We start from the raw sequence: 15,911 nt of genomic DNA, 5'->3' as shown, positions 1-15,911 counted from the left end.
AAAGTAGATCTCATGGCAACAGTGACCTTCGAGTCGACGTCGCGGTTCTACACCGGGGTGGAACGCCCCGCCGTCGACCGTCTTGATCTCGCGATCGAGGACGGCGAATTCATGGTCCTGGTCGGACCTTCCGGATGCGGCAAGACCACCACACTGCGGATGCTCGCCGGCCTGGAGGGCGTCGACGAAGGGCGCATCCTGATCGGTGACCGGGACGTGACCGATATCGCGCCCGCCAAGCGCGATATCTCGATGGTCTTCCAGAACTACGCGCTCTACCCGCACATGACGGTGGCGGAGAACATCGGCTTCCACCTGAAGATCGCGGGAATGGCGAAGTCGGAGATCTCCGACCGGGTCGCAGCCGCGGCGCGAACACTCGACCTGACCCAGTACCTCGATCGCAAGCCCGCCAAGCTCTCGGGCGGTCAGCGGCAGCGCGTTGCCATGGGCCGCGCGATCGTCCGGTCACCGCAGGTCTCGCTGATGGACGAGCCCTTGTCGAATCTCGATGCCAAGCTCCGTGTCCAGACGCGCGGCCAGATCGCCCGGCTGCAGGCGGAGCTCGGAATCACCACGCTGTACGTCACGCACGATCAGGTCGAGGCGATGACGATGGGCCACCGGGTCGCGGTTCTGAAGAACGGTGTACTCCAGCAGGTGGATACCCCGGCGGAACTGTTCGCCAAGCCTCGCAACATCTTCGTGGCGGGATTCATCGGGTCGCCCGCGATGAATCTCCTGCTCGGGACCAAGGCCGACGGCGGCGTGAACATCGGCGGTCTGATCGTGCCCGTAGCCCGCGACACGCTCGCGAGTATCGACGGCGACGCAGTGGTGCTGGGCGTTCGGCCCGAGGGCTTCGTGGTGGGCGCAGCGGGCGCGCCGGGGATCGCGGCCAAGGTCGACGTGGTGGAAGAACTGGGTTCCGACAGCTACGGATACGCCCGCGCCGAGGTGAGCACCGTCGACCCGGAGACCGGTGCGGCGAGTGATGTGCCCGTGGTGGTGCGCGGTGGTTCCGGGCTCGAACGCGGCGCGGAGGTCACGCTGACGGTGGTGCCCGACCACGTGCACGTCTTCGATCCGACCACCGGCGAGCGGTGCCGATGACGTCGATCGCCTACGGGACATCGACGATCCCCGCCGCGGCGGTCGGCGCACCGTCGCCCTATCCGCAGTTCGTCGGACGCCAGAACCTCGTCCCGCTCGATGCGATCGGCGATCTCCCCGTGGACATGCAGGAGCGGATCCGGTACGGCCGGATCACACACCCCCTGCCCTATGCGACCTACGACGAGTACACCCGCTCGCCCGAGCCGACGTCCGTCGCGACCATCACAATGGACAACGGCCTGCTCCGGGCGACCGTGTTACCGGACTTCGGTGGCCGCATCTGGAGCCTGCGTGATCTCCGCGCGGATCGCGAGCTGTTGTTCCAGCCCAGCGCGATCCAGCCCGCGAACTTCGGGCTCACAGGTGCCTGGTTCGCCGGCGGTATCGAGTACAACGTGGGCGCCACCGGTCACACCCCGTGGAGCATGCAGCCGGTCAACGCCGCCATCGTGGGCGACGATACGGTGCGGCTGTGGGAGTGGGAACGCATCCGGGGAATGATGGTGCGGATCGATCTCACCCTGCCGACCGACAGTCCTCATCTGTATGCGCGGGTGGAGATCGTCAATCCGGATCCGGAACCCAAGCCCCTGTACTGGTGGACCAATATCGCCGTGCCGCAGGATGATCTGTCGCGGGTGATAGCACCCTCGTCCTCGGCCTGGTACTCGGCGTACACGGGTGGGCTCCGGCGGTGCACCGTGCCACGGCCCACCGCGGACGAGCTCGCCGAGGGAGAGCGTGAGGGGCTCGACATCAGCTATCCGGCGCAGGCCCGCTTCGCGCGCGACTACTTCTTCGAGATCGCCTCCGAGGAACTCCCGTTCGAGGGGATCGTCGACGGTTTCGGCGCGGGGTTCGCGTTCAGTTCGACGCGGGAACTGCCCTCCCGCAAGCTCTTCCTGTGGGGTGAGGGCCCCGGCGGACAGCGCTGGCAACACTGGCTGAACGATTCGGCGGGGGGCGGCCCCCGGCGGTACGTGGAGATCCAGGCGGGACTCGTACCGACCCAGTCGGAGCACACCGTCCTCCCTGCCCGGAGCGCTGTTTCCTGGGTCGAGTCGTACGGCGCGGTCGCCATGGACGCCGCAGTGGCGCACGGTGACTGGAACGCCGCAGTCGGCGCTCTGCGGGAGCAGGTGGCCGGCCGGACAGAGATGTCGGCGGTGGCATCGTCTGCGGCCGCGCCCCGGGTGGTGCACAGAGGATCGGGATGGGCCGCCGCTGATCTCGCCGTGCGTGCGGAGACGTGGCCTCAGACACTCCCGGAGGAGTTCGACGGGCTACCGCTGCCACCGCTCGATCCCGGTGTGCTCGCCGCCGTCGCATCGCCGTGGGAGTCGCCGTCGGCGCCGTTCGTTCCTCCGACCGGCGCCCGCTGGACGCGCATGTGGGAGCGCGCCGTGGCCGACGCACCCAATTGGTGGACCTGGTTCGCCCTCGCGACCTCCCTGCACGCCGATGGCCGCATCGCCGAGGCAGCCGAAGGGTATCGGCGAAGTCTGGAATGCCGGGAGACCGCCGTCGCTTGGCGCGGCGCGGCTCTGGCCGAATCGGATTCTCGGAGCCGTGCCGCCGCCTTCGGTGCGGCCCTGCGGCTGGACCCGCAGTCGTATCCCCTCCGCGTGGAAGCGGCCACGGACGTGATCGGAACCGATCCCGAGGCCGCCCTGCGGATCCTCGACGATGCACCCGATACCTCGCCCGGGCGCATCACCGTGCTGCGAGCGCTGGCCCTCAGCGGTATCGGCGAGCAGCAGGCTGCACGAGACCTGCTCGCGACGCCGGTCGAGGTGCCGGATCTCCGCGAGGGTGAGACGCTCGTGGGCGATGCGTGGTGGGCGGCGTTCGGCACCGAGAACGAACTGCCGTCCTGGGCGGACTTCCGGATGACACCCGCACGCCCGGCGGACCCGGCACCGATCGACTGAAGTGCTTTTCGCGGAGATGTATAGCAGCCGTGAAGGATCCGTGACGGAACGATGAAGAAGACAACGACTCCGATCCCGCGGATGTGACGCGCGTCTCATACTCGATTCGCGACAATAAGTGAATGGGTGTTCTGACCCTGATCGCTGAACGTCGTCGGCCCGCGAGCGGCAGCGCCGCGCGGGTTGTTTCGTCAGCGACCCTCAGGAGAGAAGCTCATGCGTGAATCCACTCGTACGCTCGAACCGGCCCGGCCATGGGCGCGGTTCGATGTCGCCGCCAAGGCGATGACCTCGACCGTGGTGGTGGCCTCGGTCGCGGTGGCGACCCTACCGGCACTGCCTTCCTCGACGACGGCGCTGCCGACCCCGGCGCAGGTGCTCCAGGCGCCGGACGTCCTGCGGGCGGATGTGCAGGAGGTCAATTGGATCGCCAACATCGTGAGCGGCATGTCGGCGTCGTCGCTCGCCTCGATTCTGGAGGGGACGAGCACCGCGAAGTTGACCGAGGTCCTGGGCTTGGTCAAGCCGGCGAAGTTCGCGGAGATCTTCAACGGGATGCCCCCGGAGAAGCTCACCGAGATCATCGGCCAGATCCCCACGGACAAGCTCGCGGGGCTGGTCGGCAATCTGCCCAGTAGCACGCTCAATTCGGTGATCAACGCGGTGCCGGTCGAGAAGCTCGCCCCGCTGGTAGCAGGTCTGGACTCGGCGAAGCTGCAGAGTCTGGTGACGGCGATCCCGAGCGACAAACTGGGTCCGGTCGTAGCGAGCCTGCCGCCGGAAACGCTGTCGCAGATGATCTCCGGTCTGTCGGAGCAGGCACTCGCCCAGGTGGTCGGGAATGTTCCGATGGCCAAGCTCGCATCGGTGATTTCGGCGCTCCCGAACAACACGCTCGCGCAAATGGTCTCGGGCCTACCCGAGGACAAGTTGCGCTCCATCATCGGAGTCGTGCCGCTCGACAAGCTCGGCTCCGTGGTGTCCGGTCTACCGAACGACAAGCTGGCGGAGCTCATCAACGCGGTCCCGAAGCAGAAACTGGCCTCGGTGGTGTCGAGTCTCCCTGCGGCCACCCTGGCCGAGGTCGTCGGCACTGTGCCCGTGGACAAGCTGGCACCGGTGATCACCACCCTGCCCCCGGCGAAGCTCGCCGAACTCGTTCGCGGCGTCCCCACCGACAAGCTGGTGCCCGTGATCGCGGCGCTGCCGGCGAGCACGCTCAACTCACTGGTCACGGGCCTGCCCAACGATAAGCTGGCCTCGCTGATCGCCGGGCTCCCGCAGGCGACCCTCGCTCAGCTCATCACCTCGCTCCCGACCGCTACGCTCACGCAACTCGTCGGCTCAGTGCCGGACGCCACACTCAAGCAGGTCATCGGCGGCCTGCCCGGCTCCAAAGTCGCGGGCCTCCTCGACGGCGCGATGATCGCGAAGCTGCTTCCGGCCCTCATCGCCGAGTTCGCCACCCCGGCGGGCCTGGCGAAGCTTCCCTCGCTCATGTCCGGCGTGATCGGTGGTGGCTTGCAGGGTGTCGCGGAGGCGATTCCGACGCTCGTCCGGAACACCGTCGCGTCGATACCGTTCGTGGGGCCGCAACTGGCAGGGCCGGTCTCGCTGGGTATCGGCCTGTTCACGCCCCTGTTCAGCCTGGCTCGAGCGATCATCGAGCCCGTCATCACGTTGTTCTCCTCCGTTGCAGCGCTTCCCGTGAAGTTGCTCGGCCCGGTGTTGAACAACAACGGTGGTGGCCTCGCCGGTCTCCCGGCCATGGTGAACAACGTCCTCAGTGGGCTGACCGGTCAGATCGCTCCGGTCGCGGCTCCCGCAGTGTCCGGGCCGGCGACAGGTTCGGCGGCCTCCGCTGCACCGGTGGCCGGTGCGGCGACCTCGCCCGCGACCGCTGCGGCGGCGACCGCTCCCGTCGTTCCGACGAAGACGGCCGCCCTCGCTCCGGACGGTGCGGCGCGCGCGGGTACCGCGGCCACCGATGCTGCGAAGCCGGCGGTGAGCCCGACGTCCGGCGAACCGGTGGCCGCGAAGGCAGCGGACCCCGCGAAGGCTGCGGAGCCCGCGAAGACCGCGGACACCGCGAAGACACCCGCCACCGCGGAGACCGGTGCATCGGCCAAGAGTGCTGACTCGTCGGCATCGACGCCGGCATCGACACCGGCGGCGAGTGAGACGAAGGCCGCCGACTCCTCCGGTGCATCCGAGAAGAGCCCTGCGAGGGACTCCGGTTCGACGGGCTCGTCGTCCGGGGCGGCAAGCGGGTCGTCCGGCGGATCGAGTGCGGCGTCGACCGGCGGGTCGGGCGCGGCGTCGAGCGGTGGATCGAGCGCCTCGGCGGCGAGCTGAGTCAGACCACACTGCGGCGGTGCCGGTATCCCCTGGGATGCCGGCACCGCCGTTTGTCCGTCGGTGCGCGATATCGACGGGTAGCTACGCGGTGGAGAGATCACGTATGCGATTCACAACCGGAATCATGTGAGAGAAGATTCTCTATCGAAAAGGACATAGATCCGCTGTCTGGCCTGGACTTCTCGCTTGAAGTTGCAAGTTACATTCGCAAATTGTAGTTCAGCTAACGGGGTGGGACGTGCGAACCGCCGACGTCGTCCCAGGTCGGAGCGGGGACGGATGTGATTCGCGATCGTTGATTCCCACATCGAACTGTGAAGATTTCCAGATAACAAAAGGATATCGAATTAATCACGAATAGATATACCGGCGGTAGACATCGGAGGTGTGTCGTTAACTGTGTCGCGGACTGAAAATGAACCAGTACTTCTTTTGAATTGCGAATCGTTCAGTCTCCCGACCGTGCGCCGCGGGTAGTGCGCGCGGTCTCCTCGTTGAGCACACATTCAGGAGAAGTACATGCGCGTAGCAGTTCAGCACAGCGGTGCCAAGGGACAGTGGGGAAAGCTCGGCGTGGTGACGCAAGCCGCGGCGGCGACGGTGCTCGTCTCGTCGGTGGCACTGACCGCGCTTCCCGCCACCTCGATCACCGCGGTACCCACCCCGGCGCAGGTACTCGCCCAGCCCCCGTCGGCGCTCAACGCCGACGTGACGCCGGTGGGCATCCTGATCGACCTCATGCCGGATTCGGTTCTCGTCAGCGAGCTCTCGAGCACCGACCCGAAGCGGATCGCCCGCATCATGGGGCAGATCGCACCGTCCAAGGTCGCCGCGATCATGTCCGCGATGCCGACCTCGACCGTGGTCGCGATCATGAACGAGATGCCCACATCGGCACTGACCGGCATCGTGGGCGGTCTGCCGACCGCGAAGCTCTCCGAGGTGGTCGCGGGCCTGTCGAACGACAAGCTCTCCGCGCTGGTGGGCGGCATCCCGGTCGAGAAGCTCGGCCCCGTGGTAGCGAGTCTTCCCGCCGAGACCCTCTCCAAGCTGGTCGGTTCCATCCCGACGGACAAGCTGGCGCAGGTGGTCTCCAGCCTGCCCAGTGACACGCTGACCGAGGTCGTCGGTGGTATCCCGGTCGACAAGCTCGGCCCCGTGGTGGCGGGCCTGCCCACCGAGACCCTGTCGAAGCTGGTCGGCAGCATCCCCGTCGAGAAGCTCGGCCCGGTGGTCGCGAGCCTCCCGGCTTCGACTCTCACGCAACTGGTCTCGGGCCTCCCGGACGAGACCCTCAAGCAGATCGTGGGCGACATTCCCGTCGAGAAGCTGGGCCCCGTGGTGGCGAGCCTCCCGTCGGACAAGCTCACCGAGCTCGTCAGCCGGATCCCGGTGAGCAAGCTGACCGACGTGGTCTCGGGCCTGCCGGACAAGACGCTGGCGGAGCTCGTGGGCGGCATCCCCGTCGAGAAGCTGGCACCGGTGGTCGCCGGACTGCCCGCCGACAAGCTGAGTTCGCTCGTGGGCTCGATCCCGATCGATAAGCTCACCACCGTCGTTTCGACCCTGCCCGACGACACGCTCGGCAAGATCGTGGCCGGCATCCCGGTCGAGAAGCTCGGTCCCGTGGTGGCGGGCCTGCCCTCGGCGACGCTGGTCAAGCTCGTCGCGGCCATCCCGGACGACAAGCTCAAGGACATCGTCGGCAGCCTTCCCGACGACAAGCTGCTGGCGATCATGGACGGCAAGCTGATCGGCCGCGTGGTCACCTCCCTCGCCGGCAGCCTCGTGACGCCGGCGGGCGCGAAGAACCTGCCGCCGCTGCTCGTCGACGCCGCGTACTACTCCGCGACCGGCCTGGTTCCGCTCGCTGCTGATCTGGTCCGCGCGGTCCCCGTGGTCGGCCCGCTCGCCCAGGTTCCGCTGCAGGTGGCGGGCGGGATCCTCAACGCCGGCGCCTCCCTCGTCCACGGCATCGCCCGGCCCATCGCCGAGCTGATCGGCGCCATCATCTCGCTGCCGATGCAGGCGATGGGGCCCTTCCTCAACGGCGGTGGGCTCAACAACCTGTTCGCCGGCAACGGAATCGGTGCCGCGCTCACCGACACGGTGAACTCGGTGGTGACCGCCGTGAGTGGCGGCAAGCACGCCAAGGCGGACGACGGCACGGGCGCCGTCTCGGTGGCCGAGGTGGAGACCTTCGCCAGCGCCGGCCGGCACGCCAAGCAGGACGACGCCTCCGGCTCCGGGGACGCCCCGTCCACGGCGTCGGCGTCCGCGCCCACCACCGGCGCCTCCTCGTCCGCTCCCACGTCGTCCGCCTCCACGACGGGCGCGACGAAGCCCGCGACGGCCACCACTTCCGCGGGTTCCACCACTGAGGCGACGAAGGGCGCTGCGTCCGAGCAGGATTCGGGCTCGACGAGCGGCGCGACGAAGACCGACTCGGCGAAGGCCGAGCCGACGAAGACCGAGCCGACGACGACCGAGTCGGCGACGGCCGGAGCCGATGTGCCCACCAAGACCGCTGAGGCCCCCGAGGCGAAGGCGTCGGAGGAGACCCCGACGACGTCCACCGACAGCAGTGACGCCGGCACCTCCGGCTCCGACGCTGCCGGCGCGGAGAACTGATCCGCACCTCGGTCACTCAGTTCGGTGAATGCCCCTCCGCTGCGGCGGAGGGGCATTCGTCGTCAATGCTTGCGGAACACCAGAACCAGGTTCGAGGTGAACACTTCGCGCAGTCCCGGTACGCGCACGATCCACCATGCCCAGGACGGGTGGTAGCGCGGGAACGCCGCCAGCAGATCGGCACCGTCGACCGTGCCGGCCCAGTCCAGTCCGTCCTTCGCGCCCACCTTGAACAACGATGTGCCGTACAGGTTCTTCGGTGGATGCCCGTGCTTGTCGGTGTACATCCGGGCCGCGCGGTCGCCGCCCAGGTAGTGGGTGAGCCCCATCTCGTGGCCGCCGAACGGCCCGTACCAGCAGGTGTAGCTCAGGATCACCATCCCGCCGGGCCGGGTGACGCGCAACATCTCCTCGCCCATCGCCCGCCAGTCCCGCACGTGCTCGGCGACGTTCGACGAGAGACAGACGTCCACGGCACCGTCGGCGATCGGCAGCGCGAGGCCTGAGCCCCGCACGCCCCGCGAGGAGGTGATGCCCGCCGCGTGCGCCTCGGACGGATCCGGCTCGACGGGGATGTACACGGCGCCGCGCTCGGCGAAGGCGTCCTCGAAGTACCCGGGCCCACCGCCCACATCGAGCACGAGCGCACCGTCGAGCGGCTCGGGGAACAGATCGGCCGTCAACTCCACGGTGTCGCGCGCCAGCGCGCCGTAGAACCGGGCCGGCTCGGACTGCTCGAACCGGAAATCGGACAGCAGTCCCACCGACCTGCGCAGGGTCGCCCGGCGACGGAACCGCGAGGTCGCGTTCTTCGAGGTCAGAGAGTCCACGCCACCGGACGGTACCCTAGTACGCGTGCGTGAAGTCCTTCTGCTGTGTTGGCGAGACACCCGCCACCCGCAGGGCGGCGGCAGCGAGCTGTACCTCGAGCGCGTCGGCCAGGAGCTGGCCCGGCGCGGCGTGACGGTCACCCTGCGCACCGCGATGTACCCGGGCGCCGCCCGCGCCGAGACGGTGAACGGCGTGCGCATCTCCCGCGGTGGCGGCCGGTTCACGGTGTACCCGCTGGCGCTGCTCGCCATCGTCGCGGCCCGGTTCGGCCGCGGCCCGCTGCGCGGTATCCGCCCCGATGCGGTGATCGATACGCAGAACGGCATCCCCTTCTTCGCCCGCCTCGTGGCCGGCGTGCCCGTCACGGTGCTCGTGCACCACTGCCACCGCGAGCAGTGGCCGGTGGCCGGCCGGCTGGTGGCGCGCATCGGCTGGTTCATCGAATCGCGGCTCTCGCCGTGGGTGCACCGCGACTCGCAGTACCTCACCGTCTCTCTGCCCTCCGCCGAAGAACTCGGACTGCTCGGCGTGGGACCGGAGCGGGTGGCCGTGGTGCGCAACGGAATCGACGCGCTCGAACCCGGCATCGACGATGTGCGGTCCGCGACCCCCCGCATCGTGGTGCTGTCCCGGCTGGTACCGCACAAGCAGATCGAGGACGCATTGTTCGTGCTCGCCCGGCTGCGGCACCGCGTGCCCGATCTGCATCTCGACGTGATCGGCAGCGGCTGGTGGGACGAGGAGCTCTACCGCCACGCCCTGCGGCTCGGCGTGCTCGATCGCGTGACCTTCCACGGCCACGTCACCGAGCAGCGCAAGCATCGCCTGCTCTCCCGCGCGTGGGTGCACGTGATGCCCTCCCGCAAGGAGGGCTGGGGCATCACCGTGATCGAGGCGGCGCAGCACGGCGTGCCCACGGTGGGGTACGTCTCGTCGAAGGGTCTCACCGATTCCGTGGTCGACGGTGCCACGGGCCTCCTCGTGCGCGATCTGGCCGGGATCACCGAGGCGGTGGCCGGTCTGCTCGCCGATCAGCGGCTGCGCGCCGAGCTCGGGGAGAAGGCGCGGCAGCGGGCGGGGGAGTTCTCCTGGGAGGCCACCGCCGACGGGGTCGGCAAGGTCCTCGCGTCGTCGGTCGACGGTGCGCGCATCGGAGGACTCGTCTGATCACCCACTGTTCGTTATCGTGAATGAATGGTGAAGCAGCAGCGTGAGGTGACGCCGCGGGTGGCGTGGATGTACGTGGTGCTGGGGCTGGTGATCATCGGCTCGTCGCTGATCCGCGACTGGTCGCAGTGGCCCGACTTCCGCACCATCCTCGGTGCCGTGATGGCCGTCTTCGGCGTGATGATCCTGGGCACCGGCGTGTACGCGTTGTGGAAGGCGCCGTGGACGTCCGAGCCCGATGAGTAGCCCACGCCCAAGCTCGGTTCCCGCTCCCGTTTCCGATTCCCGCTCCGGAAACAACGGGAGCGGGAGTGGAAAACGGGAGCGGGAAGTCCCGACGGTGCGCGTGGTCCCCGCGACGGTGCTCAAGCTCCTGTCCGGCGGCCTGCTCGTGATCACGGTGATGGTCTTCGTCGCGACGATGCTGCGCGGAATGGGATACGAATCGTGGTCCGGCCGCCTGTCCTACGGGCTGGCGCTCGGATCGCTGCTGGCGATCGCGAACCTGGTGAGCCAGGTGTGGCGCGTCGCGATCGGGAGCTCAACGCCCTCGGTCCGCGACGCGCAGTACTACGCAGCCGGGATGGTCGCCGCGGGGATTCCAGTCGTGATCCTGTGGGGCAGCATCGGAAACACGACACCGCTGCAATCCATTCCTGCGATCGCCTCACTCCTCGTCGCCGGCGCGATCGCGATTCAGCACTACCGCACGCGGAAGCGGTACGCGGACCAGATCCAGGTGCCGATCGTGACACGGACCGTGGCGACGCAGCTGGGCGAGAGGGCGATCCGGATCGGGCAGCCGCAATCGGCGCAGGACCGATGGATCACGTGGTGGTCGGTGACCGGGCTACCGTCGGGCTACCTGCTGCAACCGGCGTACGGGCCCGACTCGATGACCTCGCTCGCGGCGGCGCTGACCGCGGCGGAGGCGGCCGCTACGACGACGCCGGACAGCGCACCGTCGTAGGCTGGAGGGGTGGCAGAACCCCAGAGTCGCCCCGCGATCCTCACCGTCGACGACGATCCCAGTGTTTCCCGATCCGTCGCGCGTGACCTGCGGCGACGCTACGGCGAGACGCACCGCATCGTCCGCGCCGAGAGCGGAGGGCAGGCGCTCGAGGCGCTCCGCGAACTGAAACTGCGCGGCGAGACCGTGGCCGTGCTGCTCGCCGACTACCGGATGCCGGAGATGAGCGGCCTCGAATTCCTCGAAGCCGCCATGGACCTGTTCCCCACCGCGCGGCGCCTGCTGCTCACCGCCTACGCCGATACCGGCGCCGCGATCGAGGCGATCAACGTGGTCGACCTCGACTACTACCTGCTCAAGCCCTGGGATCCGCCGGAGGAGAAGCTCTACCCGGTGATCGACGCGCAGATCGAGGCCTGGGCGTGCACCGATCACCGTCCGGTCCCCGAGGTGAAGGTCGTCGGCCACCGCTGGTCGGCCCGCTCTTCCGAGGTCCGCGAATTCCTCGCCCGCAACCAGGTTCCCTACCGCTGGTTCTCCTCGGAATCGCCGGAGGGACAACGACTCCTGACCGCGGCCGGGAGCGACGGCCTCGACCTGCCGCTCGTGGTCGCCGAGAACGGGGCGGCGCTGTGCGCACCGTCGGACCAGGAGCTGGCCAACCATGTGGGCATGACCACCGCACCGTCGGAGGACTTCTACGATCTGGTGGTGGTGGGCGGCGGCCCCGCCGGACTCGGCGCCGCCGTGTACGGCGCCTCGGAGGGCCTGCGCACCGTGCTCGTGGAGCGGCACTCCACCGGCGGACAGGCCGGACAGAGCTCGCGCATCGAGAACTACCTCGGCTTCCCCGACGGCGTCTCGGGTACCCAGCTCACCGACCGCGCCCGGCGGCAGGCCGGGAAGTTCGGCGCCGAGGTGATCACCACCTCGGACGTGGTGGAACTGGACGTCACCGGATCGTCGCGCACCGTGAAGTTCGCGGACGGCACGTCCGTGGGCGCGCACACCGTGATCCTCGCGACCGGCGTCGCCTACCGGCAGTTGCAGGCGCCCGGCGTCGAACGACTCACCGGTGCCGGCGTCTACTACGGTTCGGCGCTCACCGAGGCCCCGAACTGCAAGAACCTCGACGTGTACATCGTGGGCGGCGCCAACTCGGCCGGACAGGCCGCCGTCTACCTCGCCAAGGGCGCGAAATCGGTCACCCTGCTGGTGCGCGGCGAATCGCTCGAAGCGTCGATGTCGTACTACCTCATCCAGCAGCTCGCGGCGATCGAGAACATCCACGTGCGCACCTGCACCGAGGTGGTCGAGGCGCACGGCGAGGAGCACCTGGAGAAGCTCACGCTGCGCGACCGCACCACCGGCGAGACCGAGACCGTTCCCGCCGACTACCTGTTCGTGTTCATCGGGGCCGCCCCGCGCACGGAGTGGCTCGACGGGGTGGTGGTGCGCGACGAGCACGGCTTCGTGATCACCGGACCCGACATCGGCGGGCCGGATGCGTCACGCCGGGAATGGCCACTGGACCGTCCGCCGTTCCACTTGGAGTCGAGCGTGCCCGGAGTGTTCGTGGCCGGCGACGTCCGGTCCGAATCCGCGAAACGCGTGGCCTCGGCCGTGGGAGAAGGAGCGATGGCAGTGATGTTCGTGCACAGGTACCTGGCGGGACAGGACTGATGACGGAGCACCAGGGGACGCAGGAGTGTCTCAAGGACGAGTTGCGCACGCTCTTCCTGTTCGAGAAGCTGACCGACGAGCAGCTGGAGTGGCTGTGCGAACGCGGCCGGATCGAGGAATTCCCCGCCGGCCCCGTGTACCGCGAGGACGATCCCGCCGATTCGCTGTTCGTGCTGCTCGACGGCACCGTCTCGCTGTCGATGCGGGTGGGCGATTCCGATGTCGAGACCAACCGCACCGACCACCGCGGCGTGTACGCGGGCGCCTGGCGCAGCTTCCTCGGCGAGGGCATGGGGTCGACCTACAACTCGTCGATGCGCGCGGTCACCGACTGCCGGTTCTACATCCTGCCCTCGCAGGACTTCGGCCAGCTGATGCAGCAGTGGTTCCCGATGGCAGTGCACCTGCTGGAGGGCGTCTTCTACGGCAGCAAGCGCACCCAGCGCATGATCGGTGAGCGCGAACGGCTCCTGGCGCTCGGCTCACTGTCCGCGGGCCTGACGCACGAGCTGAACAACCCGGCGGGGGCGGCGGTACGCGCGGCGTCCACGCTGCGCACCCGGGTGAGCGGCATGCGGCACAAGCTGGCCGTGATCGCCAACGGCGCCTGGCACCACGATCTGCTGGTGCAGCTGGTCGACCTGCAGGAGCAGGCCGTGGCATCCGTGGCCGACGCGCCCGCCCTCGGTCCGCTCGAGGCCTCCGACCGGGAGGACGAGATCGCCGACTGGCTCGACGATCACGATGTGCAGAACGGCTACGACCTCGCCCCCGCCTACGTGGCCGCCGGGCTCGGCCTGGACTGGTTCGAGGCGGTCCTGGAACGCGTCGGTGCCGACATGCTGCCGAAGGCCGTGGCCTGGCTGTACTACACCGTGGAGACCGAGCTGCTGCTCAACGAGATCAGCGACTCCACCACCCGGATCTCCACGCTGGTCTCGGCCGCGAAGCAGTACTCCCAGATGGACCGCGCCCCGTTCCAGACCCTGGACGTGCACGAACTGCTGAACAGCACCCTGGTGATGCTCAGCCAGAAGTTCGGCGACGTGACCGTGGTCAAGGAGTACGACCCGGCCCTGCCCGAGATCCGCGGCTTCGGCGCGGAGCTCAACCAGGTGTGGACCAACCTCGTGGACAACGCCCTCGGCGCGATGAAGCAGGACGGGGCGGGCACGCTCACGCTGCGCACCTCGCACGACGACGAGCACGTGCTCGTCGAGGTGGGCGACACGGGCCCCGGCATCCCCGACGGTGTCGTCAACCGCATCTTCGAGCCCTTCTTCACCACCAAGCCGGTGGGCGAGGGCACGGGTCTGGGGCTGGACATCTCGTGGCGGATCGTGGTGAACAAGCACCACGGAGACCTGTCCGTGAAGTCGGAGCCCGGCTCCACCTGGTTCCGCGTGAAGCTGCCGATCGCAGGTCCGCCTCGCGAGCCCGACGAGGCCGAGAAGTTCGACACCGCCGTGTGATAAACCGGGTGGCATACGTTCGCCGTCGCTGAAGGGATCAGGCATGCCACAGGTCGTTCGAGGAGTCGTCGCACGCGCGAAGGGCGAGCCCGTGGAGGTGGTGCCCATCGTGATCCCCGATCCCGGGCCGGGTGAGGTGGTCGTGGCCGTGCAGGCCTGCGGCGTGTGCCACACCGATCTGCACTACCGCGAGGGCGGCATCAACGACGAGTTCCCGTTCCTGCTGGGGCATGAGGCCGCCGGGATCGTGGAGACGGTCGGCGAGGGTGTCGATCACGTGGCGCCCGGCGACTTCGTGGTGCTCAACTGGCGCGCCGTGTGCGGGCAGTGCCGCGCCTGCAAGCGGGGCAAGCCGCAGTACTGCTTCGACACCTTCAACGCCACGCAGAAGATGACGCTGGAGGACGGCACGGAACTCTCGCCCGCCCTCGGCATCGGCGCCTTCGCCGAGAAGACGCTCGTGCACCAGGGCCAGTGCACCCGGGTGGACGCCACCGCCGACCCCGCGGTGGTGGGCCTGCTCGGCTGCGGTGTGATGGCCGGTCTCGGGGCCGCCGTGAACACCGGCGGCGTCTCCCGCGGCGACACCGTGGCCGTGATCGGTTGCGGCGGTGTGGGAGACGCGGCGATCGCCGGCGCCCGGCTGGTGGGTGCCCGCACCATCATCGCCGTCGACCGTGACCCGAAGAAGCTCGACTGGGCCCGCGACCTCGGTGCCACCCACACGGTCAACGCCGCGGAAACCGATGCGGTGGAGGCGATCCAGGACCTCACCGGCGGATTCGGCGCCGATGTGGTGATCGACGCCGTCGGCCGCCCCGAGACCTGGAAGCAGGCCTTCTACGCCCGCGACCTCGCCGGCACCGTGGTGCTCGTGGGCGTGCCCACCCCGGATATGACGCTGGACATGCCGCTCATCGACTTCTTCTCGCGCGGCGGCTCCCTGAAGTCGTCTTGGTACGGCGATTGCCTGCCCGAGCGCGACTTCCCGCAACTCGTGGACCTGTACCAGCAGGGCCGGCTGCCCCTGGAGAAGTTCGTCACCGAGCGGATCGCGCTCGACGAGGTGGAGGCCGCGTTCGAGACCATGCACCGCGGCGAGGTGCTGCGCTCGGTGGTCGTGCTGTGAGCCTGCGCGTCGAGAAGGTGGTCACCAGTGGGCAGTTCAGCCTCGACGGTGGCACCTGGGACGTGGACAACAACGTCTGGTTGATCGGCGACGACTCCGAGGTGGTGGTGATCGACGCGGCGCACACCGCCGATCCGATCGTGGCCGCCGTGGCCGGGCGGAAGGTCCGGGGCATCGTGTGCACCCACGGCCACAACGACCACGTGACCGTGGCCCCCGAGCTGTCGGAGCGCCTCGACGCCCCGATCTACCTGCACCCCGGCGACGACGTCCTGTGGGACATGACCCACGCCGGCGTGGCGCACGAGGATCTCGCGGACGACACCCGGATACCCGTGGCGGGCACGGAGATCCAGGTGATCCACGCGCCGGGGCATTCGCCGGGATCGGTGTGCCTGTACCTGCCCGAATCCGGTGAGCTGTTCAGCGGCGACACGCTGTTCGCCGGTGGCCCCGGGGCCACCGGCCGCTCGTACAGTGACTTCTCGGTGATCATCGACTCGATCCGGGATCGGCTGTTCGCGCTCCCGCCGGAGACTCGCGTCCACACCGGGCACGGCGACGGCACCACGATCGGCACCGAATCGCCGCACCTCGAGGAGTGGATCCGCCGGGGTCACTGA

Annotated in this window: 12 protein-coding genes; 11 read left to right on the top strand and 1 reads right to left on the bottom strand. The window is 68.8% G+C overall.

All coding sequences use genetic code 11. From position 1 onward, the window contains the following. The first annotated feature begins 12 nt into the window (after positions 1-12). From TTY48_RS07335 to TTY48_RS07320, 4 genes are all read left to right on the top strand, one after another. Positions 13-1,113: an ABC transporter ATP-binding protein gene (locus TTY48_RS07335; protein WP_220656870.1), complete on the top strand. Its 1,101-nt coding sequence runs from the start codon at positions 13-15 to the stop codon at positions 1,111-1,113. Further along, the gene (locus tag TTY48_RS07330; protein ID WP_220656869.1) at positions 1,110-3,047 is read left to right on the top strand and encodes a DUF5107 domain-containing protein; all 1,938 of its coding nucleotides are present in this window, start codon (positions 1,110-1,112) and stop codon (positions 3,045-3,047) included. Before TTY48_RS07335 ends, TTY48_RS07330 begins: the two co-directional genes overlap by 4 nt. A gap of 216 nt (positions 3,048-3,263) precedes the next feature. Next, positions 3,264-5,402 carry a magnesium transporter MgtE N-terminal domain-containing protein gene (locus TTY48_RS07325; protein ID WP_220656868.1) on the top strand — a complete coding sequence of 713 codons (2,139 nt, stop codon included), beginning with the start codon at positions 3,264-3,266 and terminating at the stop codon, positions 5,400-5,402. Between the two features lie 522 nt (positions 5,403-5,924). Then, positions 5,925-8,036, top strand: a complete 2,112-nt coding sequence (locus TTY48_RS07320) for a magnesium transporter MgtE N-terminal domain-containing protein (protein ID WP_220656867.1) — start codon at positions 5,925-5,927, stop codon at positions 8,034-8,036. A gap of 62 nt (positions 8,037-8,098) precedes the next feature. Here the strand turns inward: TTY48_RS07320 and TTY48_RS07315 are convergent, their stop codons facing one another. Then, the gene (locus TTY48_RS07315; RefSeq protein ID WP_374758684.1) at positions 8,099-8,866 is read right to left on the bottom strand and encodes a class I SAM-dependent methyltransferase; all 768 of its coding nucleotides are present in this window, start codon (positions 8,864-8,866) and stop codon (positions 8,099-8,101) included. 25 nt (positions 8,867-8,891) lie between these two features. Here TTY48_RS07315 and TTY48_RS07310 point away from each other — a divergent pair, with 25 nt between their 5' ends. The 7 genes from TTY48_RS07310 (at position 8,892) to TTY48_RS07280 (ending at position 15,911) form a co-directional block, all read left to right on the top strand. Further along, positions 8,892-10,034, top strand: coding sequence for a glycosyltransferase family 4 protein (locus tag TTY48_RS07310; RefSeq protein WP_220656866.1), 1,143 nt, complete (start codon positions 8,892-8,894; stop codon positions 10,032-10,034). Between the two features lie 27 nt (positions 10,035-10,061). Beyond that, positions 10,062-10,280: a hypothetical protein gene (locus TTY48_RS07305; protein ID WP_220656865.1), complete on the top strand. Its 219-nt coding sequence runs from the start codon at positions 10,062-10,064 to the stop codon at positions 10,278-10,280. A gap of 94 nt (positions 10,281-10,374) precedes the next feature. Further along, positions 10,375-11,004, top strand: a complete 630-nt coding sequence (locus TTY48_RS07300) for a hypothetical protein (protein ID WP_220656864.1) — start codon at positions 10,375-10,377, stop codon at positions 11,002-11,004. 9 nt (positions 11,005-11,013) lie between these two features. Continuing rightward, the gene (locus tag TTY48_RS07295) at positions 11,014-12,687 is read left to right on the top strand and encodes an FAD-dependent oxidoreductase (RefSeq protein WP_220656863.1); all 1,674 of its coding nucleotides are present in this window, start codon (positions 11,014-11,016) and stop codon (positions 12,685-12,687) included. After that, entirely contained in the window at positions 12,687-14,159 is a 1,473-nt protein-coding gene (locus TTY48_RS07290) for an ATP-binding protein (protein WP_220656862.1), read from the top strand. The genes TTY48_RS07295 and TTY48_RS07290 overlap by 1 nt, the downstream gene beginning before the upstream one ends. Positions 14,160-14,202: 43 nt before the next feature. Then, a complete protein-coding gene (locus TTY48_RS07285) occupies positions 14,203-15,288 on the top strand; it encodes an S-(hydroxymethyl)mycothiol dehydrogenase (protein WP_220656861.1) in 1,086 nt (361 codons plus the stop codon). Next, positions 15,285-15,911, top strand: a complete 627-nt coding sequence (locus tag TTY48_RS07280) for an MBL fold metallo-hydrolase (protein ID WP_220656860.1) — start codon at positions 15,285-15,287, stop codon at positions 15,909-15,911. The genes TTY48_RS07285 and TTY48_RS07280 overlap by 4 nt, the downstream gene beginning before the upstream one ends.

The organism is Tsukamurella sp. TY48 (assembly GCF_019656655.1).
In the GTDB taxonomy this organism is placed as follows: Bacteria; Actinomycetota; Actinomycetes; order Mycobacteriales; family Mycobacteriaceae; genus Tsukamurella; species Tsukamurella strandjordii.
The sequence above is the reverse complement of the archived record's forward strand: the minus strand, read 5'-3'. Positions and strand labels throughout refer to the sequence as shown.

Excerpts from the sequence above, each read along its gene's own strand:
- TTY48_RS07290 (WP_220656862.1), top strand. The coding sequence starts at position 12,687 with ATGACGGAGCACCAGGGGACGCAGGAGTGTCTCAAGGACGAGTTGCGC.
- TTY48_RS07330 (WP_220656869.1), top strand. The coding sequence starts at position 1,110 with ATGACGTCGATCGCCTACGGGACATCGACGATCCCCGCCGCGGCGGTC.
- TTY48_RS07305 (WP_220656865.1), top strand. The coding sequence starts at position 10,062 with ATGGTGAAGCAGCAGCGTGAGGTGACGCCGCGGGTGGCGTGGATGTAC.
- TTY48_RS07285 (WP_220656861.1), top strand. The coding sequence starts at position 14,203 with ATGCCACAGGTCGTTCGAGGAGTCGTCGCACGCGCGAAGGGCGAGCCC.
- TTY48_RS07325 (WP_220656868.1), top strand. The coding sequence starts at position 3,264 with ATGCGTGAATCCACTCGTACGCTCGAACCGGCCCGGCCATGGGCGCGG.
- TTY48_RS07320 (WP_220656867.1), top strand. The coding sequence starts at position 5,925 with ATGCGCGTAGCAGTTCAGCACAGCGGTGCCAAGGGACAGTGGGGAAAG.
- TTY48_RS07335 (WP_220656870.1), top strand. The coding sequence starts at position 13 with ATGGCAACAGTGACCTTCGAGTCGACGTCGCGGTTCTACACCGGGGTG.